Source organism: Marinobacter sp., from assembly GCF_046484525.1.
In the GTDB taxonomy this organism is placed as follows: domain Bacteria; phylum Pseudomonadota; class Gammaproteobacteria; order Pseudomonadales; family Oleiphilaceae; genus Marinobacter.
This window is the reverse complement of record NZ_JAWOIS010000012.1, coordinates 68,334-90,541: the sequence shown is the minus strand read 5'-3', so window position 1 is coordinate 90,541 and position 22,208 is coordinate 68,334. Positions and strand designations below refer to the sequence as shown.

Annotated in this window: 20 protein-coding genes; 11 read left to right on the top strand and 9 right to left on the bottom strand. The window is 61.0% G+C overall.

From position 1 onward, the window contains the following. The 4 genes from R6W86_RS02635 to R6W86_RS02620 all read right to left on the bottom strand — a co-directional run. Positions 1 to 329, bottom strand: a 329-nt coding sequence (locus R6W86_RS02635; protein WP_410327844.1) for a ribulose-phosphate 3-epimerase, incomplete at its 3' end; no start/stop codon positions are given. Positions 330 to 491: 162 nt separating this feature from the next. After that, entirely contained in the window at positions 492 to 1,250 is a 759-nt protein-coding gene (locus R6W86_RS02630; RefSeq protein ID WP_410327843.1) for a molecular chaperone DjlA, read from the bottom strand. A gap of 6 nt (positions 1,251 to 1,256) precedes the next feature. Further along, on the bottom strand, positions 1,257 to 1,937 hold the full coding sequence (murU, locus tag R6W86_RS02625; protein WP_410327842.1) for an N-acetylmuramate alpha-1-phosphate uridylyltransferase MurU: 681 nt from the start codon (positions 1,935 to 1,937) through the stop codon (positions 1,257 to 1,259). After that, the gene (locus R6W86_RS02620; RefSeq protein WP_410327841.1) at positions 1,934 to 2,980 is read right to left on the bottom strand and encodes an aminoglycoside phosphotransferase family protein; all 1,047 of its coding nucleotides are present in this window, start codon (positions 2,978 to 2,980) and stop codon (positions 1,934 to 1,936) included. The genes murU and R6W86_RS02620 overlap by 4 nt, the downstream gene beginning before the upstream one ends. A gap of 260 nt (positions 2,981 to 3,240) precedes the next feature. Between R6W86_RS02620 and R6W86_RS02615 the strand changes: the two genes are divergently transcribed. The 9 genes from R6W86_RS02615 (at position 3,241) to slmA (ending at position 11,787) form a co-directional block, all read left to right on the top strand. Further along, complete coding sequence (locus R6W86_RS02615) at positions 3,241 to 5,565, top strand: LPS-assembly protein LptD (protein WP_410327847.1); 2,325 nt, start codon at positions 3,241 to 3,243, stop codon at positions 5,563 to 5,565. A gap of 60 nt (positions 5,566 to 5,625) precedes the next feature. Beyond that, positions 5,626 to 6,972: a peptidylprolyl isomerase gene (locus R6W86_RS02610; RefSeq protein ID WP_410327840.1), complete on the top strand. Its 1,347-nt coding sequence runs from the start codon at positions 5,626 to 5,628 to the stop codon at positions 6,970 to 6,972. Beyond that, positions 6,969 to 7,979: a 4-hydroxythreonine-4-phosphate dehydrogenase PdxA gene (pdxA, locus tag R6W86_RS02605; RefSeq protein WP_410327839.1), complete on the top strand. Its 1,011-nt coding sequence runs from the start codon at positions 6,969 to 6,971 to the stop codon at positions 7,977 to 7,979. Before R6W86_RS02610 ends, pdxA begins: the two co-directional genes overlap by 4 nt. Next, on the top strand, positions 7,976 to 8,800 hold the full coding sequence (gene rsmA / locus R6W86_RS02600; RefSeq protein WP_410327838.1) for a 16S rRNA (adenine(1518)-N(6)/adenine(1519)-N(6))-dimethyltransferase RsmA: 825 nt from the start codon (positions 7,976 to 7,978) through the stop codon (positions 8,798 to 8,800). The genes pdxA and rsmA overlap by 4 nt, the downstream gene beginning before the upstream one ends. Then, on the top strand, positions 8,793 to 9,593 hold the full coding sequence (locus tag R6W86_RS02595; protein WP_410327837.1) for a symmetrical bis(5'-nucleosyl)-tetraphosphatase: 801 nt from the start codon (positions 8,793 to 8,795) through the stop codon (positions 9,591 to 9,593). The genes rsmA and R6W86_RS02595 overlap by 8 nt, the downstream gene beginning before the upstream one ends. A 37-nt stretch (positions 9,594 to 9,630) precedes the next feature. After that, positions 9,631 to 9,993, top strand: a complete 363-nt coding sequence (locus tag R6W86_RS02590; protein ID WP_410327846.1) for a DUF423 domain-containing protein — start codon at positions 9,631 to 9,633, stop codon at positions 9,991 to 9,993. A gap of 24 nt (positions 9,994 to 10,017) precedes the next feature. Then, on the top strand, positions 10,018 to 10,218 hold the full coding sequence (gene thiS / locus R6W86_RS02585) for a sulfur carrier protein ThiS (RefSeq protein ID WP_410327836.1): 201 nt from the start codon (positions 10,018 to 10,020) through the stop codon (positions 10,216 to 10,218). Positions 10,219 to 10,292: 74 nt separating this feature from the next. Beyond that, complete coding sequence (locus tag R6W86_RS02580) at positions 10,293 to 11,102, top strand: thiazole synthase (protein ID WP_410327835.1); 810 nt, start codon at positions 10,293 to 10,295, stop codon at positions 11,100 to 11,102. Positions 11,103 to 11,199: 97 nt separating this feature from the next. Then, on the top strand, positions 11,200 to 11,787 hold the full coding sequence (gene slmA, locus R6W86_RS02575) for a nucleoid occlusion factor SlmA (RefSeq protein WP_410327834.1): 588 nt from the start codon (positions 11,200 to 11,202) through the stop codon (positions 11,785 to 11,787). Positions 11,788 to 12,197: 410 nt separating this feature from the next. Here slmA and R6W86_RS02570 read toward each other — a convergent pair whose 3' ends face one another. The 3 genes from R6W86_RS02570 to R6W86_RS02560 all read right to left on the bottom strand — a co-directional run bounded on the left by R6W86_RS02570 (position 12,198) and on the right by R6W86_RS02560 (position 14,812). Further along, on the bottom strand, positions 12,198 to 13,022 hold the full coding sequence (locus R6W86_RS02570) for an inositol monophosphatase family protein (protein ID WP_410327833.1): 825 nt from the start codon (positions 13,020 to 13,022) through the stop codon (positions 12,198 to 12,200). A 51-nt stretch (positions 13,023 to 13,073) separates the two neighbouring features. Then, positions 13,074 to 14,369: a pyridoxal phosphate-dependent aminotransferase gene (locus R6W86_RS02565; RefSeq protein ID WP_410327832.1), complete on the bottom strand. Its 1,296-nt coding sequence runs from the start codon at positions 14,367 to 14,369 to the stop codon at positions 13,074 to 13,076. Positions 14,370 to 14,500: 131 nt separating this feature from the next. Next, on the bottom strand, positions 14,501 to 14,812 hold the full coding sequence (locus R6W86_RS02560) for a DUF3301 domain-containing protein (RefSeq protein ID WP_410327831.1): 312 nt from the start codon (positions 14,810 to 14,812) through the stop codon (positions 14,501 to 14,503). 208 nt (positions 14,813 to 15,020) lie between these two features. Between R6W86_RS02560 and R6W86_RS02555 the strand changes: the two genes are divergently transcribed. After that, entirely contained in the window at positions 15,021 to 16,724 is a 1,704-nt protein-coding gene (locus R6W86_RS02555; RefSeq protein WP_410327830.1) for a putative bifunctional diguanylate cyclase/phosphodiesterase, read from the top strand. Positions 16,725 to 17,216: 492 nt separating this feature from the next. Next, a complete protein-coding gene (locus R6W86_RS02550; protein WP_410327829.1) occupies positions 17,217 to 17,765 on the top strand; it encodes a helix-turn-helix domain-containing protein in 549 nt (182 codons plus the stop codon). A 68-nt stretch (positions 17,766 to 17,833) separates the two neighbouring features. On the opposite strand, the gene R6W86_RS02545 is transcribed toward R6W86_RS02550, so the two are convergent. Beyond that, positions 17,834 to 20,920, bottom strand: coding sequence for an efflux RND transporter permease subunit (locus tag R6W86_RS02545; RefSeq protein ID WP_410327828.1), 3,087 nt, complete (start codon positions 20,918 to 20,920; stop codon positions 17,834 to 17,836). Beyond that, a complete protein-coding gene (locus tag R6W86_RS02540) occupies positions 20,920 to 22,023 on the bottom strand; it encodes an efflux RND transporter periplasmic adaptor subunit (RefSeq protein ID WP_410327827.1) in 1,104 nt (367 codons plus the stop codon). Before R6W86_RS02540 ends, R6W86_RS02545 begins: the two co-directional genes overlap by 1 nt. Positions 22,024 to 22,208: the final 185 nt, after the last annotated feature.

Genomic DNA, 22,208 nt, shown 5'->3' with positions numbered 1-22,208 from the left:
CCGCCGTCCCGGATCAGTTGCAGGGAACGGTCGATGTGGTTGGACGCCTCCGGGTGGAAGGTGATGTAACTGGCGCCGGCATCAATGAACATGCGAATCAGGTCATCCACAGGGGACACCATCAGGTGCACATCGATGGGAGCAGTAACGCCGTGCTTGCGCAGTGCCTCGCACACCATGGGGCCGATGGTCAGGTTCGGCACGTAGTGATTGTCCATCACATCGAAGTGGACAACGTCGGCGCCAGCGGCCAGGACATTGTCGACTTCCTCGCCCAGGCGGGCAAAATCGGCGGAGAGGATGGATGGGGCAATCAGGTACGGATTCATGATGTCTCTCTCAGTGGTGTTCGATGGCAGTTCAGGTCGGTACGGAATCCGGAAGGCCCGGTTCCGGCCGCGCCGTTCAATCGCTGGCCAGTTTACCAGTTTGGGCCGGTGTTTTCGCCGCCGAAGGATTCGCACCTGTGCGCAGTCGGGTCGGCCATGGCTTCAAGCCGAGTGGTTCCGTTGCTTGATCAGCTCCCAGGCTTGCTGGTAACGCAACAACTGCTCCTTGGCAAAGGCCAGCTCGCGGGGTGACAGTCCCTTCTGAGCCAGTTTGTCCGGGTGGCATTCCGAAACCTTGCGTCGATAGGCCCGCTTGATCAGGGCCAGGGAGTCCCGGCGGGTCACGCCCAGTAAGTGGCAGGCCTGGTCATAGGTTTCCGGGCGGGCAGGCATGTCCGCTGCGCGCACCCAGACCTTGCTGGCGTAACTCTCCATGATGTGGTCGCCGACGCCCACCGGCAAGCCGATCTGGTCGATGGCGTCTTCACAACGGTAACGTCGGGGCTTTCCCGGCGGGCCCTGGATCTGCGCCGCATGGCACAGGCAGATGGCGACTGTCAGCGCCGGGGCGGGCCAGAGTCGTCGGGTGAGGCGCAAGGACAGCCCTTTCAATGGAGGCAGGTCTTCCGCTTTCTTGCCATCCTGAAACCACTCGATCGCCCGCGTGCGCTGACGTCCGGACAGGTGCAGGGCCCGGATCAGTCCCTCGGCATAGGTGATGTCAGCCTCGGTGACCCGGCCATCTGACCGGGCGATATAGCCGAGAAAATAGAACAGCGGGCGACGGCACCATCCTGGCAGCTGCACCCGCTCAACAAAGGTGGCAGCCTGGTGTCCGCAGGCGGACAGCTCCCGGAGCAGGCTGGTGAACTCGGCCTGGAGGTGGGAGGGGAATGTCGAGCTGCCGGTGCTTTTTGTCATGGTGCGTCAGGCCTCGTGTGCGGACAGCCGGCGGTCCAGCTCCCGAAGGCGCTCCGGCGTTCCCACATCGATCCAGCCGCCGCCGTGGTAACGCCCGGCAACCCGGCCCCGGGCCATCGCGCGGCGCAGAATTGGCCCCAGTTTCCCGGCGTTATCGTCGAGGCCGGCAAACAAGCGGCTATTCAGCAGGCTGATGCCGGTGAAGGTCAGTTTGCGGGGGCCGTCACTGGCCAGTTCACCGGACGCCATCAGGTGAAAATCGCCTTCGGGATGGTGAGGACGGTTATCGGTGACGACCAGCACCGCATCCCGGTCCGGGTCCGGTTCCAGCACGGCAAGGGGAAAGTCGGTCCAGATATCGCCATTGATGACCAGGAACCAGTCCGAACCGGAGGCTGTGAGCAGGGGCAGGGCCCGGATAATGCCACCGGCGGTTTCCAATGGTTCGCCCTCGCGGGAGTATTCCAGGGACAGCCCGAAGCGCTCACCGGTGCCAAGGGTGTGCTCGATCTGGTCGCCCAGCCAGGCATGGTTGATCACCACTTCCCGGAAACCGGCTCGCCGCAGGTGCTCCAGGTGATGCACGATCAGAGGCTTGCCGCCTGCGCTGAGCAGGGGCTTGGGTGTGGTCAGGGTCAGCGGCCGCATGCGTTCACCCTTGCCGGCGGCCAGGATCATCGCTTTCACAGCGGGGTATCCTCCAATGCCGGTGCCGGGCCGATTTTCTCTTCGATCAGCGGCATGACCGTATTCGCCAGCCAGTCATGGAAATGGCGCAGGGCCGGCTGCCGGGCGCTGGCGCGGATAAGGTAGTTGACAGTACGGGGGATGTCGCCCAGGTAGCCATCCTTGCCGTCACGGATGGCCAGACGGGCAAAGATGCCCGCCGCCTTCAGGTGCCGCTGCATGCCCATCAGCTCGAACCATTGCCGGAAGGTGTCCGGGTCGGCGTGGTGCAGTCCCTTCTCCAGGGTGGCCTGTCGGAAGGATTCCAGCCACCGGTTCAGGCGTTCTTCCGGCCAGGACACGTAACAGTCCTTGAGCAGGGAAACCGCATCGTAGGTGACCGGGCCGCGGACGGCGTCCTGGAAATCAATCACACCCGGCCGGCCGGTTCCCGGGCGGATCAGGAGGTTCCGGGAGTGATAGTCCCGATGTGCCGTCACTTCCGGCTGGGCCAGTGCGCTTTCCCGGAGGAAGGCAAAAGTGGTGTCGAGCAGGCATCGGGCCCCGTTATCCAGTGTCATGCCCAGGTGGCGCTCGAGCAGCCAGTCCGGGAACAGGGCCATCTCCCGGTCCAGGAGCGCGGCATCGTAGGGTGGTAACGGGTAGTCCGGGGGTGAAGGCAGTTGTTGGATCGCCACCAGCTCATTCAGGGCTTCCCGGTAGCGTGCCTCTGCGTTGTCTTCGGTCAGTCCGGTCAGCATCAGCTGGTCGCCAAAGTCCTCCAGGAGCAGGAAGCCCTGCTTGAGATCCTCCGCTTCAATGGCCGGCACCGCCACGCCGTGACGGTGCCAGTGCCGGGCAATGGCCAGGAACGGAACGCAATCTTCATGTTCGGGGGGCGCATCCATGACAATGAACGGAGTCTGCTCGCCGTTCCGCTGCCGGCGCCATACCCGGAAATAACGGCGGAAGCTGGCATCCCCGGAGACGGGCTCCGCCTCGGAATGCTCGAAACCGGAAAACTGCCTGACCCAACGGGTCAGTGACTGCTGGCGCGTGTCCATAGGGGTAGTTGGCTGTCCCGACATATTTGTTGGCATTGATTTCGAAAGTTAGCAGAGGAGTATAAAGGGGGTAAAACGGTTTTACAGCGGAGTTTCCGTTAACAAGCTGCAAGGGCCCGTGTAAACTAGGCGGTTCGAATTCAGGCCCCAAATCCACTTTCCGGAACAGGAATCCTGCCACCGTGCAACCCGCCATCTGCTGTCCGAAGCGACCGGTCCACCGGTTGTCTGGCCGGATCCGTCGGATTTCCTGCTCAGCCCTGGCTACCCTGTCGGGATTGGTCCTGGCGTCACCGCCCGCGGCTCAGGGCAGCGCATCGCCGTCGGCTGCGGAGATCGACTGGCGTCCCCGGGCCGAGCTGCCCGCCGGGGTACGGAACCGGTTGCCGGTGTTCTGTGACGGAGGTTATCTTCCCTCGGGCACAAAAGGTATGGGGTCCGCATTCTCTGGCCCAGGCGCGGATGCCGGCGAGCCTCTGGAAGCCAGTGGCCTGAGCGCTCGCTACGAGATTGACCGGAAACTTTTCCTGAAGGGTAATGTCTCGATTCGCCAGGGGGCCTTCGAGGTCACCGGCTCGGAGGCCCATTACGACCAGCAGGCGGGATCGGTTTCGGTCAGCGGCCCACTGGTGAGCCGTGGCAATGGCTTTCTGCTGACGGGTAAGTCCGCCGATTACAGCCTTGAAAGTGGCCGCTTCGACATCAACACTGCGACCTTCCTGTTGCACGGTCCGGAACTGCGGGGCAGTGCCGGCAGCCTGTCCCGGATCTCCGAAAACCAGGTGCGGATCCGCGATGGCCTGCTGACCACCTGTGGCCCCTCGCAGAATGACTGGGCGATCGTGGCCTCGGACATCAGGCTGGACCGGGCCGAGGGTTTCGGTACCGCCAGGCATGTTCGCCTGGAAGTGCTGGATGTCCCGGTGTTCTACTGGCCCTGGGCCAGCTTCCCCATCGATGACCGCCGCAAGACCGGTTTTCTCTACCCGCAATTTGGATCCTCCAGTGCCGGCAGCGGTGCATTCCTGGCAGTGCCCTATTACCTGAACCTCGCGCCCCACTACGATGCCACGCTGACGCCCCAGTACATCCATGGCCGGGGTCTGTTCAACGAGGCCGAAGGGCGGTACCTGAGCAGTTTTGGCGAGAGCATGCTGCAGGTGGGGTACATCGACAACGACTCGGCCTTCACGGAAGAAAACCCCGGAGAGAGCGGTGAACGCTGGGCCCTGGATGCCACGACACGGGCCAGGTTTGGTCAGGGCTGGACCGGCTACGGGGATTATTCAGTGGTCAGCGACAATGACTACCTCACTGACCTCAACCGCAGCCTGGAAATCAACCAGGCTACCCATCTCCGTCGTCGGGGCGGCGTGCGTTATCGCAGTGCCAACCAGTACTTCGAGGCCTACCTGAACGATTACCAGACTACCAGCGAATTTATCGCGGATGCGGACAAACCCTACGCCCAGCTGCCGGAAGTGCTGTATGGCGGAATGGCCAAGGCCGGCTGGCTGGAGGCCGGACTGGAGAGCCAGTACACCTGGTTCTACCGTGACAACGACAACCTGACCGGCCTCGATCGGGCCAACGGACAGCGATTCCGCGCCGTGCCGGAGCTGGCGGTGCCGTTGCGTTCGCTCTGGGGCTTCAGTCGCCCTTCCGTGAGTGCGGATTACACCCGGTACGAACTCGAAGATTACAGCCTTGGCGATGGTAGTTTTGATCGCACCGTTCCGGTGGCTGAATGGGATAATGGTCTTTATTTTGATCGCCGCTCGGAGCTCTTCGGCCTGCCGTATAACCAGAGCCTCGAACCACGGCTGTATTACGCCTGGGCAGATGCCGACGAGGATCAGAATGACATCCCGGATTTCGATACATCGATCAAGAGTTTCCAGTTCGACCAGCTGTTCGAGCCGGACCGTTTCAGCGGCGGCGACCGGGTGGGCGACACCAACCAGTTGACCGTGGCCCTGACCAGCCGTTTCAATGACCTGGTTACCGGGGCGGAAAGGGCGAGGGTCAGCATTGGCCAGGTGCAGTACTTTGAGGACCGGGAGGTGACCCTGTTTGGTGCCGGCGGCAGCACCCGGAGCCGTTCGCCACTGGCCGGGGAGCTGGTGCTGAGCCCGCTGGATACCCTGGAAATCAGTTCCTCCGGCCTGTGGGATCCGGATACCGGCGAGACCGAAGAGGGTCGCAGCCAGTTGACCTTCCACTCGGAAGATTACCGTTACCTGGTCAGCCTCGGGCATACCTACAATAAGGACGAACTGGAACAGTCGGATATTGCTGCGGTTGCTCCGGTCACAGACCGTGTTAGCCTGATCGGCCGGTGGGTTTACGATTCCGACCTGGACCGGACAGTGGGATCGCTTGCCGGACTGGAATACAACAATTGTTGCTGGAGCATCCAGGTGGTGCATCAGAACTATCTGACCGACGACCAGCAACTGGATACCCGCCTCCTGTTCCAGATCCAGCTCAAGGGCCTGGGTGGCAGTGGCGGTTCCTCGGCCCGGATTTCCGAGGCGATATACGGGTTTGATGAAAGGGAGCGTCGGCGTTTTGGAACTCCCTGAGCCTTGGCCCGGGCAAGACCGCAGGCCAGCGGTGTACACCATTTTTGATACGAGGTGATTATGAAGGCGACCTTTCGCCAGGGTGTGACAACCTTTTTGATGTTCCTGATGCTGGCGCTCTCCGTGTCGGCCCAGGCCGAGCGCAAACTGCTGGATCAGGTTGTCGCCATCGTCGATGACGGCGTGATCCTGCAGACCGAGCTGGAAGCCCGGATCAATACCATCGTCAGCCGTCTGCAGGCCCAGGGTACCGGCCTGCCACCCCGGGATGTGCTGGAGCAGCGGGTGCTGGAGCAGCTGATCACCGAGTCCATCCAGTTGCAGATGGCCGAAAAGATGGGCATGCGCATCAGCGACAACGAGTTGAACGAGACCATGGACAACATCGCCAGGCAGAACAACATGAGTCGGGCCGAGTTCGAGCAGCAGTTGGCGTCGGAAGGCGTGGGTTACCGCCAGGCCCGGGAGCAGATCCGCAGCGAGATGCTCACCAGTCGGGTCCAGCAGCGACAGGTGGGTAACCGGGTGCGGGTGACTGACCGGGAGGTGGAAAACTACCTGCAGACCCTGGAGGCCCAGGGCGGCAATACAGCCGAGTATCGGCTTGCCTATATTTTCATCGAAGTGAATGACCCGACCAGTGAGGCTTCGGTCGAGGCGGCCCGCACCAAAGCGCAGAATCTGCGCCAGCAGATTGTTGATGGCCGGGACTTCCGGGAAATGGCCGTCGCGGAGTCGGACGCCAGTAACGCGCTGGAAGGTGGTGACATGGGGTGGCGGGCCGAGAACCAGCTGCCTTCATTGGTCGCCCCTGTGGTACCGGGGCTGGCGCCCGGCGAGCCGTCGCCGGTGCTGGAGAATAACAGCGGTTTCCACTTGGTCATGGTCATGGACAAGCGCGGTGGCGACCAGAAGCAACTGGTTCGCCAGCACAAAGTACGCCACATCCTGGTGCGGCCATCCGAAGCGCTTACCGATGCCGATGCCGAGGCCAGGATCCGTGATCTGTACCAGCAACTTCAGGACGGTGCCGATTTCGCCGAAATGGCCAAAGAATACTCGGATGATCCGGTGTCCGGCTCCGATGGTGGCAACCTGGGCTGGGTGAGCCGGGGGCAGATGGTACCGGCGTTCGAGCAGGCGATGCTCGAGGCCGACCTTGCTGAGCTCAAGGGGCCGTTCCGTTCCCGGTTCGGCTGGCACATCCTGCAGGTACAGGAGCGCCGGGAGAAGGATGTGACCGGTGAGGCCCGGGAATCCGATGCTCGCCAGGCCATCTATCGCCGCAAATTCGAGACCGAATTACAGAACTGGCTCCGGGAAATCCGGGACGAGGCCTTTATCGAGTTCAAGGGCGAATACGCGGATGAAAGCCAGGCCGATGCGGAGGCAGGCACGTCGTCATGAGTAAGCCGGTGATCCTGGCACTGACTGCGGGTGAACCCGCCGGCATCGGTCCCGAACTATGCCTTCAGCTGGCTCTGGAGCCACGCGGGGCCGGTATCGTGGTGGTCGCCAGCGAAGCGCTGTTGGCCGAGCGCGCTCGGATGCTGGGTCTCGAGGTGGAACTCCATGCCTGGCAGCCGGGAACACTGCCCCGGATGGAACCGGGGCACCTGTCGGTGTGGCCGGTGGAGGGCTGCCAGAACCTGACCGCCGGCAAGACCGACCCCGCCAACAGTCGCTATGTCCTGAATACGTTGGAGATTGCTGCCCGCGCCTGCCTGGACGGTGAGGTGGATGGTATGGTCACCGCGCCGGTGCACAAGGGCGTGATCAACGAGGCCGGCATCGCCTTCAGCGGCCATACCGAGTTCCTGCAGGAACTGTGTGGCGTGGAGCGGGTGGTGATGATGCTCGCCACCGACGAATTGCGGGTGGCGCTGGTCACCACCCACCTGCCGCTCCGGGATGTGGCCGATGCCATCACGCCCGAACGGCTGAGCCAGGTGACCCGCATCCTGGATGCGGACCTCAAGACCTTCTTCGGCATTTCCGAACCGCGGATTCTGGTGGCGGGGCTCAACCCCCACGCAGGGGAGGGTGGCCACCTGGGCCGGGAGGAGATCGAGGTGATTGAGCCCACCCTCGATAAATTGCGGGGTGAGGGCATCAAACTGACGGGCCCGCTGCCGGCGGACACCCTGTTCACACCGCACTGGCTGGACGCCGCTGATGCGGTGCTGGCCATGTACCATGACCAGGGTTTGCCGGTACTCAAGTTCCAGGGCTTCGGCCGGGCGGTGAATATTACCCTGGGACTGCCCATTGTTCGCACCTCGGTCGACCATGGCACTGCCCTGGATCTGGCGGGAACCGGCAAGGCTGATGCCGGTAGCCTGCGCACCGCGATCCGCGTGGGTGAACACATGGCACGGTGCCGGAAGGCGGCCAAACAAGAGAGCGAGTCGTGAGTCAGAAAGGCGGCCATCAGGCCAGAAAACGTTTTGGACAGAATTTCCTGCATGATCCGGGCGTGATCGAGCGCATCGTGCGTGCCATCAACCCCAAGCCTGAGGACGCCATCGTCGAGATCGGCCCCGGGCTGGGCGCCCTGACCGAGGAAATCCTGGCGATCAACCCCCGCCTGCAGGTGGTGGAGCTGGACCGGGACCTGATCCCGGTGTTGCGTACCAAGTTTTTCAATTATCCGGAATTCCGAATCCACGAGGCGGACGCGCTGAAATTCGACTTCAGCCAGCTGGTGGAGGACCGGCCCCTGCGGATCATCGGCAACCTGCCGTACAATATTTCCACGCCGCTGATTTTCCACCTGCTCGGCCAGGCCGGCGTGGTGCAGGACATGCACTTCATGTTGCAGAAGGAAGTGGTGCAGCGGCTGGCGGCGGTACCCGGAGACAACAACTACGGCCGGCTGGGCATCATGGCCCAGTACTTCTGCAAGGTGCAGCCGCTGTTCGAGGTGGGCCCTGGAGCCTTCAAGCCGGCACCGAAAGTCGATTCCGCCATTGTTCGCCTGGTGCCCCACGAAACGCTGCCGCATCCAGCCAGGGACCTGTCGACCCTGCAGGCGGTGGTCCGCACGGCATTCAGCGCCCGGCGCAAGACCCTGCGCAAGGCCCTCGGTGGCATGATCAGCGCCGGGCAACTGCAGAGCCTGGGCATTGATGATGGTCTGCGCCCGGAAAACCTCAGCCTGGCGGACTACGTACACATTGCCGACTTTCTCGTTGACCAGAAATCCGGAACCGGCGATGAGGTAAGTAATGACTGACTATGCCATCGGTGATATCCAGGGCTGCTATGAACGTTTGCGGGATGTACTGGTCAAGGTGGACTTCTCACCCTCCCGCGACCGTCTGTGGGTGGCCGGTGATCTGATCAACCGTGGGCCGTCCTCACTCGAGACCCTGCGGTATATCGAGAGCCTGGGCGACAGCGCGGTGGTGGTCCTGGGTAACCACGACCTGCATCTGCTGGCGGTGGCCCTTGGCGGTCATGCGCCGAAACGCAAGGACACCCTCCACGATATCCTGGACGCCCCCGACTGTGACCGTTTGCTGCAGTGGCTGCGTCAGCAGAATTTCTGTGTTTACGACCAGAAACGCAATTTCGTCATGGCTCATGCCGGGATTCCCCACATCTGGAGTGTGGAGGGCGCAGTCAGCTATGCTCGGGAAGTCGAGGCAGTGATCCGCAGCGATCAGGCGGAGTATTACTTTACCCACATGTACGGCAATGAACCCGAGCGTTGGGATCCCGGTCTGACCGGTATGGACCGCTGGCGGATGATCACCAACTATTTCACCCGGATGCGTTTTGTCGCCGAGGACGGCACCCTGGAGCTGGCGACCAAGGAGTCCGCGGGCAATGCCCCCGAAGGCTTTGCGCCCTGGTTCCGGTTCCCGAGGCAGGACAATGTCCGTGTCATATTCGGTCACTGGGCCGCGCTGGAAGGTAATACCGGAAGTGACCGGTTCATCGGCCTGGACACCGGGTGTGTCTGGGGCGGTGTGCTGACAGTGATGAACCTGGACACCGGAGAGAAAATCCACTGTGACTGCTGACGCATCCCAAACGACGGGCCCGGTGTTGCGCTGGCCGATGATTGCCGGAGCCCTGTTCGCTCTGCTGGCGGTCATGGCCGGAGCGTTCGGCGCCCATGGCCTGCGCGGGATGGTGAGTGATCGGGCCCTGGAGGTGTTCCAGACAGCCGTGACTTACCAGATGTACCATGCCCTGGCATTGGTGCTGGTTGCCGTACTGGCGGGTTTCGGCCTGTCCCGGCGTTTGCTGGGAATTGCGGCCGGGTTTTACCTGGCGGGCATCCTGATGTTCAGTGGCAGCCTGTACCTGCTGGTGTTCGCCGGCTATCACTGGCTGGGCCCGGTGACCCCGCTGGGTGGTGTATGCTTCACGATTGGCTGGGGGTTGCTGATTACCGCAGGCCTCCGGCACCAAGGCTGAATCAATGCGAGGTTTGACAGCGACATGCAGGTAGAAGTAAACGGCGATGCGATGGAACTCCCCGACGGCGCGACCGTCTCCGCCCTGATTGAATCCCTGGCTCTGACTGGCAAGCGGCTGGCTGTGGAAGTCAACGAGGATATCGTGCCCCGCAGCCAGCACCCGGAATTCACCCTGAACCCCGGCGACCGCGTCGAAGTGGTACATGCCATCGGCGGCGGCTGACCCGATTTCCCGTAACTGTTTAGTGGCGGAAACCGCCGAATCCAGATTGAAAATCCAGACTACCCGGAAAGGTTATGACCGATACTCCTGAAATCCAGCTTCCCGAAGACAAGCCCCTGGAAATTGCCGGCCGCGTCTACCAGTCCCGACTGCTGGTAGGTACCGGCAAGTACCGGGACATGATGGTAACCGGCCATGCCATCGAGGCCAGCGGCGCCGAGATCGTCACCGTCGCCGTGCGCCGCACCAACCTGGGCCAGAACCCGGACGAGCCCAACCTGCTGGATGTGATCTCCCCGGAGAGCTACACCATCCTGCCCAACACTGCCGGTTGCTACACCGCGAAAGACGCGGTGCGCACCTGCAAACTGGCGCGGGAACTGCTGGACGGCCACGACCTGGTCAAGCTGGAAGTGCTCGGTGAGGAGAAGACCCTGTACCCGAATATGACCGAAACCCTGGTAGCAGCCGAGGAGCTGATCAAGGACGGCTTCAAAGTCATGGTCTACTGCTCCGACGACCCGCTGCTGGCCAAGCGCCTGGAGGAAATGGGCTGCGTGGCCATCATGCCCCTGGGCGCCCCGATCGGTTCCGGCCTGGGCATCCAGAACCGCTACAACATCAAGCTCATCGTCGAGAACGCCAGTGTACCGGTGCTGGTGGATGCCGGCGTGGGCACTGCCTCCGATGCCACCATCGCCATGGAACTGGGCTGCGACGGGGTGCTGATGAACACCGCCATTGCCCAGGCCAAAGATCCGATCAAGATGGCCAACGCCATGCGCCTGGCCATCAACGCGGGCCGCGAAGCCTTCCTGGCCGGTCGCATGCCGAAGAAAATGTATGCCAGTGCCTCTTCGCCGATTGATGGTACGTTTTTCTGAGGGTGAAGGCGGGGTCAGATGAGATCTTTCAGCTGACCCCATGTTCAGCCAATACGTCGATCATAAAAACCAAAACTCAGAGCGCTGTAGTCCTGACATGACCGATCCGAAACCCAGTCGCCGAGAGGCGATCCTTCATGCCCTGGTGGAACTGCTGGAAACCGACCCGGGCGCCCGCATCACCACCGCCGGCCTGGCCCGCACCGTAGGGGTTACCGAAGCGGCCCTTTACCGCCATTTCCCCAGCAAGCGGAAAATGTTTGAAGCCCTCATCGAGTTTGCCGAGGAAGCGGTATTCTCCCGCTGCCAGGTAATCCTGCAGGAGCAGGAGGATGTGCGGACCCGGTTGCAGCAGTTCGTGCACCTTGTTCTGGTGTTCGCCGAGCGCAATCCGGGCCTGTGCTGTGTGCTTACGGGTGACGCCCTGATGGGGGAGAACGATTCCCTTCGCAAGCGCGCCTCTCAGTTCTTCGAGCGCCTGGAGACCCAGATCCGGCAGGCCCTGAAGGAAGGCGAAATCCGCCAGGGGCTCCGGCCACGGACCAGTGCCGCCCGGGGTGCCGACTTTGTTATGGTGTTCCTGGAGGGTCGCATCCAGCGGTTTGTCCGGTCTTCGTTTTCCCGGTTGCCGTCCACCGATTTCGAGGAGAGCTGGGGATTGGTTTCTGAGGGTGTCTGGGGTTGAGCTTCGGAGGTGGATTCTGCCTTGTAGCCTGATGGTTCGGGTGTAGGGGATCGGTGGGAGTGCTCTGCACAGAACCGCTACGAGCACGTTCATGTGCGCTTGTTTCAGGCCATCCTTGGCCTTCAACATTCTGTGCAGAGCACTCCCACCGCTCCCTTCTGAATCTGCAGATATATCAGCGACTACCGTTCCTCAAAGCTTGCAGATCTCAGGCTCTGACGACCGGATATCTCTGGTAGTCTGATCGGACCGGTGTGGGCATCCCTTTGCCGGAATGTCGGAGGCCATGGATGGCCGGAGTCAAGCGCACAGGGATGTGCTTGTAGCGGTTCCGGGCAAGGGATGCCCACATCGGGCCAGCCCGCAAAACCAGCAGGCTGGGAGACCAAGCCAGACATACCTCCCAAACTTTAGTCATACCCCGATGCAGACCGGAGAATGGAGCGAACTGGCTCCCACACCGCAGGCGCCGAAATCAGGATGTCCCGTCCCCAAAGGTCGGCCGGATAACCTGCCGGTACCTCACCGAAGTGTCCGGCGGTGGCTCCGGCTTCCTTGGCGATCAGGCGGGCCGCAGCGAAGTCCCAGGGGCTGACGTTTTCGTAGTAGATGTCCAGACGGCCACAGGCCACCCAGCAGATATCCAGGGCCGCCGAGCCGATGCGGCGCAGATCGCGGCACTGGTGAATCATGGCGTCGAGGCGGCGGACCAGGGGGGCCAGGTTGTCCTTGTCGTAGGGAAAACCGGTGGCGAACAGGGATTGGCGGGGCTCGGTGGCGCCGCTGTGTTTGATCGGTTTGCCGTTGAGGGTGGCGCTTTCGCTCTTGGTGGCCCGGAAGGTTTCACCGGGAAAAGGCGCATGGACCACGCCGGCCTGGACTTCGCCGTTTTGGGCATAGGCAATGGAAACCGCCACCTGGGGGTGGCCGTAGGCATAGTTTACGGTGCCGTCAATCGGATCCACGATCCAGAGGGGCGTGTCCAGTTCCTCCGCCTGGGATAGGTCCGGCATGGTTTCCTCGGACAGGATACGGTGGTCCGGAAAGCGTTTTCGGATGGCGCTGGTAATGAATTCATCGGCCATCACATCGGCGTGCGTGACCAGTTCGGTCTGATGCTTGTAGTCGGTGCGGAGGGTGTTGTCTTCCCGCTCGCGGCGGATCAGCTCCCCGGCTTCCCGGGCCAGGGTCTCGGCAAAATCGGTGATATCGCGAAGGGAAACGGAATCAGACATGGCGCCCTCATGGGTCTCGTGGAGTGAGGGCGCCAGTCTAACACGACGGAGTTACAGGCTCTGCAGCCAGCGCTCCATCTTGTCCATGGCCAGAACCAGGCGTGGGCAGGCCTGTTTGACGAAGGTATCGTCCAGATCCTGCTCGGCGTAATCGCCACCGGCCAGCGCCAGGGCGTCACCGCCATCGAAGTCGACGAAGGCCAGACGGGCGCCCAGGTGATCCGGCACAAAGCCGAAGTCGCTGGAAGGCAGGATGGCTACGCCGGTGTTTTCCAGCAGGACGGTGCAGAAGGCCTGTGAGGTCTTGATGTCCTTGCGGGCCAGCTGCTCGCGGAAGTTGGAGAAGTCCGGGAACAGGTAGAACGCACCCTCGGGCTTCTGCACCACTGCGCCCATTTCGCTCAGGCGCCGATGCATGTACTCGCCTACGACCTTCAGCACGCGACGGGATTGTTTCAGATACTCGTCGATATCCTCACCCCCCTTGAATGCAGCAATGGCGGCATGCTGGATCGGCGCGCTGGTGGCGGTGTAGGTCTCACTGGCGATGATCGCCATGGCATCCTGCAGCGGGCGCAGCTCGGGCGGGAATATGAAGGTGCCGAGGCGCCAACCGCCGGCGCCGGCCCACTTGGACAGGCCAGTGCTGATGATGGTGCCTTCCGGGTAGTAGCGGGCAATGGATTTGTGCTTGCCTTCGAAGTGTACTTCCCCATAAATCTCGTCCGAGAGCAGGATCAGTTTGTACTTGCGGGCGACGTTGGCAATCGCTAGTAGCTGATCGTCAGTGTAGGTACAACCGGTTGGGTTGGACGGGTAGTTGAGGATCAGGATGCGCGGGCGCGACGGGTCGTCCCGGCAGATGATGTCCAGTTCTTCGGCGGTCAGCTGCCAGTTGTTCTCAGCGTGAGTCGGCAGCCAGTGTACCGAACGGCCGATGATCCGGGCCTGGGGCGCATAGGAAACCCAGCTCGGGCGAGGGATCAGCAGGTCACCGTAGTAGGCCAGCTGGAGCATGAACAGCAGCTCCTTGGAGCCCGGGCCGATCAGCACGTCTTCCCAGGTGCAGCGCATGCGCTCGTTGCGGTTGATGTAGCCGGCGATGGCTTCGCGCAGGCCCTTTAGGCCCTTTACCGGCAGATAGTCTTTCTCGTGGGCGTGTTCCTTCAGTGCATTCACCACGCGTTCGGGTACCGGGAACGGAGACTGTCCCAGGCCGAGCTTGATGATGTCTTTTCCTTCGGAACGCAGCTGGTTGCTCAGCTCGTTGATGCGGAGGGTGGCAGAGGGCTGGATGCCCCGGACGTTCAGGTTAATCGCGTATCGGTGGTCTGTTTGGATATCCATTGTCCCGGTCTGTTGGTTGGAAATGACCAGCACAGTATAGGAAACCCAAACATATCTGTGATGCCCACACGGATAGGTGATTGCCGAAAATCCGGGGCCTACTTTGGTCGTGTCCGGGATTTCCTCCTCGGTCAGAAACGGTGTGGTTCGAGCTCCATATTGAGTATTTTCGAGCCGAGCATGATTATCCGCCCGGTGTAACGCTCCTCCCCAGTGGAGGTGAAGTCGAACAGGAAACGGCGCCAGACTCTCAGCTTGCCATGGTCGTCACGTTTGAACCATAGGCCGCGGAGGTACACCGCATCGTCGAGGAGTTCGACATCCATGGTTTTGCAGTAACGGCGCGCCGCCTGCAACACGAAATCCTTGATGGCCTTCGCCCGCCACCAGTACCAGGCGGCAAAGCAGGCCAGAAAGAGCCAGAACAGGTTATTCAGAGTCACAGTCAGTTATAGTCCCTGAGCGCTGGTCGGGAGGGGCTTCAGAGTACATGATCTGGCGCTCGCTTGAAATTGCCAGGCCCTATGAGGCTTTGGTCGTAAATGCAGACTGTTCTGCAAAATATGGCTTGGCAGGCGACAATCGGGCGATATGCTTGACGTCCCAACCGATTGGCCACGGCCACGGATATAACAAGAAAGAGAGTCCGCCATGCAAGCAGTACAAGAGCAGGACTTCAGGGCGCTGGTGGAGCATCACCCCCGCGCAATCATGTTGTCTACCACCGAACCGCGCATCGCCTACGTCAATCGTGCCTTCCAGACAGTCACCGGTTATTGCCAGGAAGAGGTACTCGGCGAGCCACCTTCGGTGCTGAGTTCGGGTCTGCATTCCCGGGATTTCTACCGGCGCATGTGGGAGACCATTCACACCGACGGACGCTGGGAGGGACTGATATGGAACCGTCGCAAGAACGGTGAAACCTATCCACAATGGCTGTCCATCTATCCCGTAATCCAGGGCTCCCGTAAGTTCTATGCCGGCGTGTTCATGGATGTGGGGGATCCGGCTGCCGGGGACGAACGCCTCGCTTCACTGGCCTATTACGATCCCTTGACCGAACTGCCAAACCGTTCGCTCTTCCAGGAATTCCTGAAGGCCCGGGTGGATCGGCGGCAAGATGCAGTCGGCTGCTTCGGGGTACTGTTCATTGATCTTGATTTTTTCAAGTCGATCAACGATCTCCACGGGCATGACTGCGGTGACCGTGTACTCATGGACGCGGCCCGGTGTATCCGGACTACCCTGAGTCGTAACGACGTGCTGGCCCGTCTGTCCGGGGATGAGTTTGCCGCCATCGTCGAGGTCAAGAACGACCTGGAACTCGAGAGTATCGGTGAGCGGCTGAACCAGGCGTTTCAGGATCCGGTCCGGGTTGATGGTCGTGAGTATTTCCTGTCGGCCTCCGTGGGCGGGGCCATGTTTCCGAGCCAGGGTCGAACCAGTGCCAACCTGCTGCAGAATGCGGACCGGGCCATGTATACCGCCAAGGTCGCCGGCCGTGCCTGTTTCCGTCTGTACAGTGCCGTGGAGAGTGAGCAGGGACGACGGGAACAGCGCTTGTCCGAGGCCCTGATAGCCGCCCTTAAGACCGCGCCGGAGCAGTTCCGGGTTGTCTACCAGCCCCAGTTTGACCTGGCCACGGGTCGCGTTGTCGGGTTGGAGGCCCTGTTTCGTTGGTTGAACCCGGAATTTGGTGAGATCGCGCCGGCGGATTTTGTCCCCATCGCGGAACATCGGGGCCACATCCATGATCTGACCAAGCACCTGCTGCGGTGCGTCCAGTCGGATCTCGACAGCGTGGCCGGGATGCCGCTGCCCCCCGGGTTACGCCTGGCCTTGAATATTTCCGCCCGGCAGATTACCGACGCACGCCTGGACCAGGTGCTCGGCCCCTTTTTCGACCGCCTGGCGGCCCTGGGGTGGTGTCCGGAGCTGGAAATCACGGAGACCCACCTGATGAGTCTCTCAGCCCGTTGTCTGCAGCGGCTGCGGAAATTTGGCGAGCAGGGCGTTGGCGTGACCATCGATGATTTCGGAACCGGCTATTCTTCCCTGGCCTATCTGCACACCCTGCCGGTGCAGGTCCTGAAGATTGATCGCCAGTTTACCCGGCAGCTGGGAACTGATGCCCGGGACGGGCGGATTGTCTCGGCGATTCTCGGGATTGCCGAGGCTCTGGAGCTGGAAGTGGTGGCCGAAGGAATCGAGAGTGAGGAGCAGCTGGAGAAATTGCGTGAGCTGCGGTGCCACCGGGGTCAGGGTTATCTGCTAGGAAAGCCCTTTGGGTGTCGTCAGATTGTAGATGTTCTAATTGATGGACATCAATTGCGGTATGATTATGCAGCTTCCTGACCCGGTGATTGCAAAATATGGCTAGGGTTTCGGGGCGATTTCCAATAAAAAGAGCAAAATCCCCCAACATTGTGTGGTTTTATGTCCCGGGAACCCTTTGCAATCGTTGAACTGGATGGTTTTCTTCGGCTGAATCGCGCCTCACTGTCAGAGTTTCAGGCAGCGCTGCGGTCGTTGGCGGTCTTGCCATCGATCCAATGCAGGTCAACAGACGACAGTGATTCGGTTGTTGGCGCCCTCTATGTCGTTCCGTCTGATCAGGGCACGGTCCTTTGTCTGGCGGTGGACCAGGCACTGATTATCACCGGTTGGAACTCCCCCGTGCCCTTGTGGTTGCGAGTTTTGACGGGCCAGGTGCATATTGGGGAGGGGAGCGGGGTACGAGACGTTCATAGTGAAGCTTGTCGTACCGCCCCGGGATCGTTGGGGCTGCACCTGGCTGCAGGCACCCGGTTGGTGATGGTTGTCCCCTCGGTGCGGCCGGCATTACCCATGGGGCAAGCCTCTCGAACCGTTTCTGGCAGCACGATCTGTTGCCTGATCGACCGGTTCCTTCTGCGCGCTCGCTTTTTTCTGCATGGTGAACAGGCCGAAGCTGGCACCCGGCAGCTGATTTCGCGCCTGGTGGAATTGGAGACAACGGGCCAGGTTCTCGCCGGGCTGGCGTCTCCCGTGCTTGATCGCCGGGTAAAACGAGCCATCGACCGGATCCGGAGTCAGCCGGACTGGCAGTTCGACCTGCCGGAACTGGCAAGTCACGCCGGAGCCAGCGAACGGAACCTCTACTACCTGATGAAGCGGGAGACCGGGGTGACGCCCTACCGCTTCTACCAGCATTGCCGGCTGGTCCGTGTCCGGCGCCGGCTGGTGGATTGTCAGTGCGAGGTGCCCCACATTTCCCACTACGCAGTGGATGAGGGCTTCAGCCACCTGGGCCGCTTTGCGGCACTGTATCGGGAGCATTTCGGCGAGTTACCAAGCGAAACCGTTCAGTGGCGGCGGGCGCTCCTGGATAAGGAGTCCGGCACACGGGCCAGTTGACCTTGCCGAATCCCCGACAAAAAAGCCCGGTTACCGTTTAGTGACCGGGCTTTTTCCATTGCCGTTGATCAGTGGCCTGTTGCCGGCTCCCCCGTTTCGGCTTCGTTATCGTACTCATTGGCGGCCGAACCGTGATGATCCCGGGCCAGCAGGATGTAGAACGCCGGCAACACGAAAATGGTGAACAGGGTACCGATGCCCAGGCCAGCGCTGATGGTGAGGCCGATGGCGAAGCGGCTCTCCGCACCCGGGCCAATGGCGATCAACAACGGCACCATGGCGAAGATCAGGGCGAGAGAGGTCATGATGATCGGGCGCAGGCGGATGGCTGCGGCTTCGATCACTGCCTGAACCTTATCCAGGCCGCGTGTTTTCTGCAGCTGGTTGGCAAACTCCACGATCAGGATACCGTTCTTTGAGACCACCCCGATCAGGGTGATCAGACCCACCTGGGTATAGATGTTCATGGAGGCGAAGCCCAGCACGATGAACGCCATGGCGCCGGCCACCGACATGGGCACGGATACCAGGATGATGAACGGATCACGCCAGCTTTCGAACTGTGCGGCCAGTACCAGGTAGATCACCAGCAATGACAGGAAGAAAGTCACCATCAGGGCGCTGCCCTGGGTTGCCAGCTGGCGACTCTGGCCGGTGTAGTCGAAGCTGAAGCCTTGCGGGAACACCTCCTTGGCGGTGGCTTCCATATAGTCCATGGCCGTGCCGGCGGCAACGCCGGGCATGACAACACCCTGGAGGGTCAGGGAGTTCAGTTGGTTGAACTGGGTCCGATTGGACGGTTCGACGTCATGGCTGAAACTCACCACGCTGGCCAGTGGGACCAGTTCGCTGGTGTCGGTTCGGATGTAGTAGTCGTTCAGGGCCTGCTCGTCCAGCCGGAACTGCTGATCGACCTGGGGAATCACCTGATAGGAGCGCCCTTCCATGCTGAACCGGTTGATATAGCTACCTCCCAGCATGCTGGATAGCGACTGGCCAATGTCCTGCATCGACAGTCCCAGATCGGCGACCCGGTCACGATCAACATTGATGCGGGTGATCGGTCGGTCAAAGTTGATGGATTTCTGCAGGAACATGAAGTTACCGCTGCCCATGGCCTTGCCCAGCAGCTCATCCGCCACCTGGTCCAGCTGCTCGTAGCTGTTGCCGGTAGCGATTACGAACTGGAACGGCAGGCCCCCGCCGGAGCCCGGAAGGGAGGGGCGGGGGAATACGGCGGTTTGCAACCCGGTAACGTTCTTCAGCTCAGCATCGAGTTTCGGCTGAACCTCAAACTGACTCACTTCCCGTTCGCTCCAGGGTTTCATCTTGAAACCGCCGAATACGGCATTCGGTCCGGTGATACCGATGATCATGAAGTCCTCGTTGTAGCCAGGCACCTTGGCCATCCGGTCCTGAATCTCGTCACCATGCTCGCGCAGGTAATCGAGAGTGGCCGTCTGCGGGCCGAGGCCCTGGTAGAACAGAATGCCCTGGTCTTCCGTGGGAGCCAGCTCGTTCTGGCTCATCATCACCATGAAGTAGATCGAGCCCAGAACGACCACGGCAAAGAAAACAACCACCGACTTGGTCTGCATCAGGGAGGCCAGTGCGGATTTGTAGACACCCGCCAGGCCGTTGAAGGTTTTCTCCACCAGAACCTCAAACCGACCGGGGTTGCCGTGAGGTTTAAGCACTTTTCCCGACAGCATGGGCGACAGAGTCAACGCCACGATACCAGAAATCACCACGGTGCCGGCGAGGGTGAAGGCGAATTCGGTAAACAGGGAGCCCACCAGGCCGCCCATGAAACCGATCGGTGCATAAACCGCAACCAGGGTGGTGGTCATGGCAATGATGGGCACAGCCATTTCCCGGGCGCCGTTGATGGCGGCGTCAAAACGAGACTCACCCTGTTCGATGTGCCGGTGGACGTTCTCCACCATGATGATGGCGTCATCCACCACCAGACCGATGGCCAGAACCATGGACAATAGGGTCAGCAGGTTCAGGGAGAAACCAAACATCAGCATGATGAACGCGCCGCCGATCAGGGACAACGGAACAGCGACCGAGGGCACCACCGACGCGCGGATGGAACCCAGGCAAAGGAACACCACCACCAGCACGATGACCAGAGCCTCGAGTAATGTCTTGATGACTTCGTTGATGGAGTCCTCGATAAAATCGGAGGCGTCATAGGCCAGCCGGACGTCCAGGCCGGAGGGCAGCTGACTTTCGATATCCGGCAAGGCATCTTTGACCAAGCCTGCAACCGTCAGGGGGTTGGCGCCGGGCGCCAGTTCGATAGCGACATAGGTGGCCGGCTGGCCCTTGTAAAGCGCCAGTTCGTCATAGGTTTCCGAGCCAAGCTCCACGCGGGCGATGTCCTGAAGACGGATCTGGGTACCGTCGCGGGTTTTCACCACCAGATTCCGGAACTGGTCTGGATCCGCCACGTCGGTATCGCTGGTCATGGCGACCTCAACATATTGACCCTTGGTGTTGCCCACCGCGGCCTGATAGTTGTTGGCTTGAAGTCTGGCGACCACCTCCGGCGGCGTCATGTCCACAGCGGCCAGGCGTTCGGGATCCAGCCAGACCCGAAGGGCGAATTTTCTGCCCAGCAACTGGGCCTTACCAACGCCTGAAAGCGCCTGGAGCTTGGGTTGCACCACACGGGTGAGGTAGTCGGTAATCTGCGGCACCGCCAGGTCGGTGCTGTAGAAGGCAATGTACATCAGCGCGGTGGAATCACCGGTGGTGGAGGTGATCACCGGGTCCTCGGCTTCGGAAGGCAGCACGTTGCGCTGACTGGCCACCTTGGCCTGGATCTCCGCCAGGGCCGCGTTGGCGTCGTAATTCAGCTCCATCTTCGCTTCGATGATGGAGACACCCTGGGAGCTGGTGGAGGTCAGATAATCAATTCCACTCGCTTCGGCTATGGCCTGTTGCAAAGGCGTGGTGATGAAGCCCTTGATCAGATCGGAGCTGGCGCCGGAATAGGCCGTGGCCACGGTGACCGTGGTGCTCTCGAGCTCCGGATACTGCCGGATCTCCATCTCCATGGCGGCCCGGGCACCGAGCAGCAGGATCAGCAGGCTGACCACCGTCGCCAGTACCGGCCGGTGGATGAAAATGTCGGTAAATCGCATTATTCAGACGCCCCCTGCGTTTGCCCGGAGTCTTCCTGGATCTCGACTCGCTGGCCGGCCCGCAATCTCAGCAGGGCTTTGGACACAACGGTTTCTCCGGCTTCCAGGCCGGATAGGATGGCTACCTGGCCTTCCCTGGTCTGACCGGTGCTGACGGTGCGGCGATTGACCACCAGCTCGCCATTGTCGTTCTCCTTGACTACGAGGACGAAGTCACCGTAAGTGTTGTAGGAAATTGCAGTTCTTGGCACCGTGACCACTTCGTTGTCCTCGGGCTGAAGGGTCATGATCGTGGCAAACATGCCCGGGCGGAGTAGCTGCTGCTCGTTCTGCAGGGTGCCACGAACGCGTACGGTGCGGGTTTCCGGATTCACCGAGGTATTGATGGCGCTGATCTCGCCCTCGAACTCGGTGTCCGGTACCGCGGCCACGGTGGCTTTCACCGGGAATCCCGTAGCGATATCGGGCAGGTTCTTTTCGGACAGGGTGTAGTCAACGTAAATCGGGTTGAGCATGTTGATCTCGACAATCGGTGTGCCGGTGGGAATGTACTCACCCTGGTCCACCATCCGGATGCCCACCGTGCCGTCAAACGGCGCCCGGATGATCTTCTTATTGAGCTGGGCTTCCGCCTCGTTCACCCGCGCCCGGGCGGCGTCGTAGTTGGCTTTGGCCTGATCGTACTGGGACTGTGACACCGCGCGCTTGGGCAGGAGGTCGGATACCCGCTTGAATTCCTGTTCCGCGAGCTGGGCTTCGGCCCGTCGTGTACGCAGTGCTGCCTCGTCGATTTCCGCATTCAGACGGATCAGCACGTCGCCCTGCTGGACGGTATCGCCGGATTCGAAGTTGATGCTCTCAATGACACCGGGCACCTCGTTGGCAATCTCGATACCATTGATGGCTTCAATGCTGCCAACGGCCTTGATAGAGGGCGTCCAGTGTTCGACGCGGGCATCAGTCGCGGATATCTTGGCCGGCGGTTGTGGCTGGGACATTTGCTCCTTCATTTGGCCGAACTGGTAGAACTTGTAGCCAAAGATGCCACCAAGCACGACACCAAGAAAAATAATGACAATGATGAAGCGGGAAGCAATGCGCATAGTTCAGACCCTGAAATCTGTGTCCATTGAGTGTTGATGCGTCGGATCAACACAGGCGATATTGAAGCTGTTATTTTTTCCGTAAAACATAGCATCCTATAAAAAAACGGAAGGGGTTGTCACCGTTTTGACAGCCTTAAAGACTAAATTGAGAAAGCAGAGCCAAAAGCAGTGTCTGGGGAACA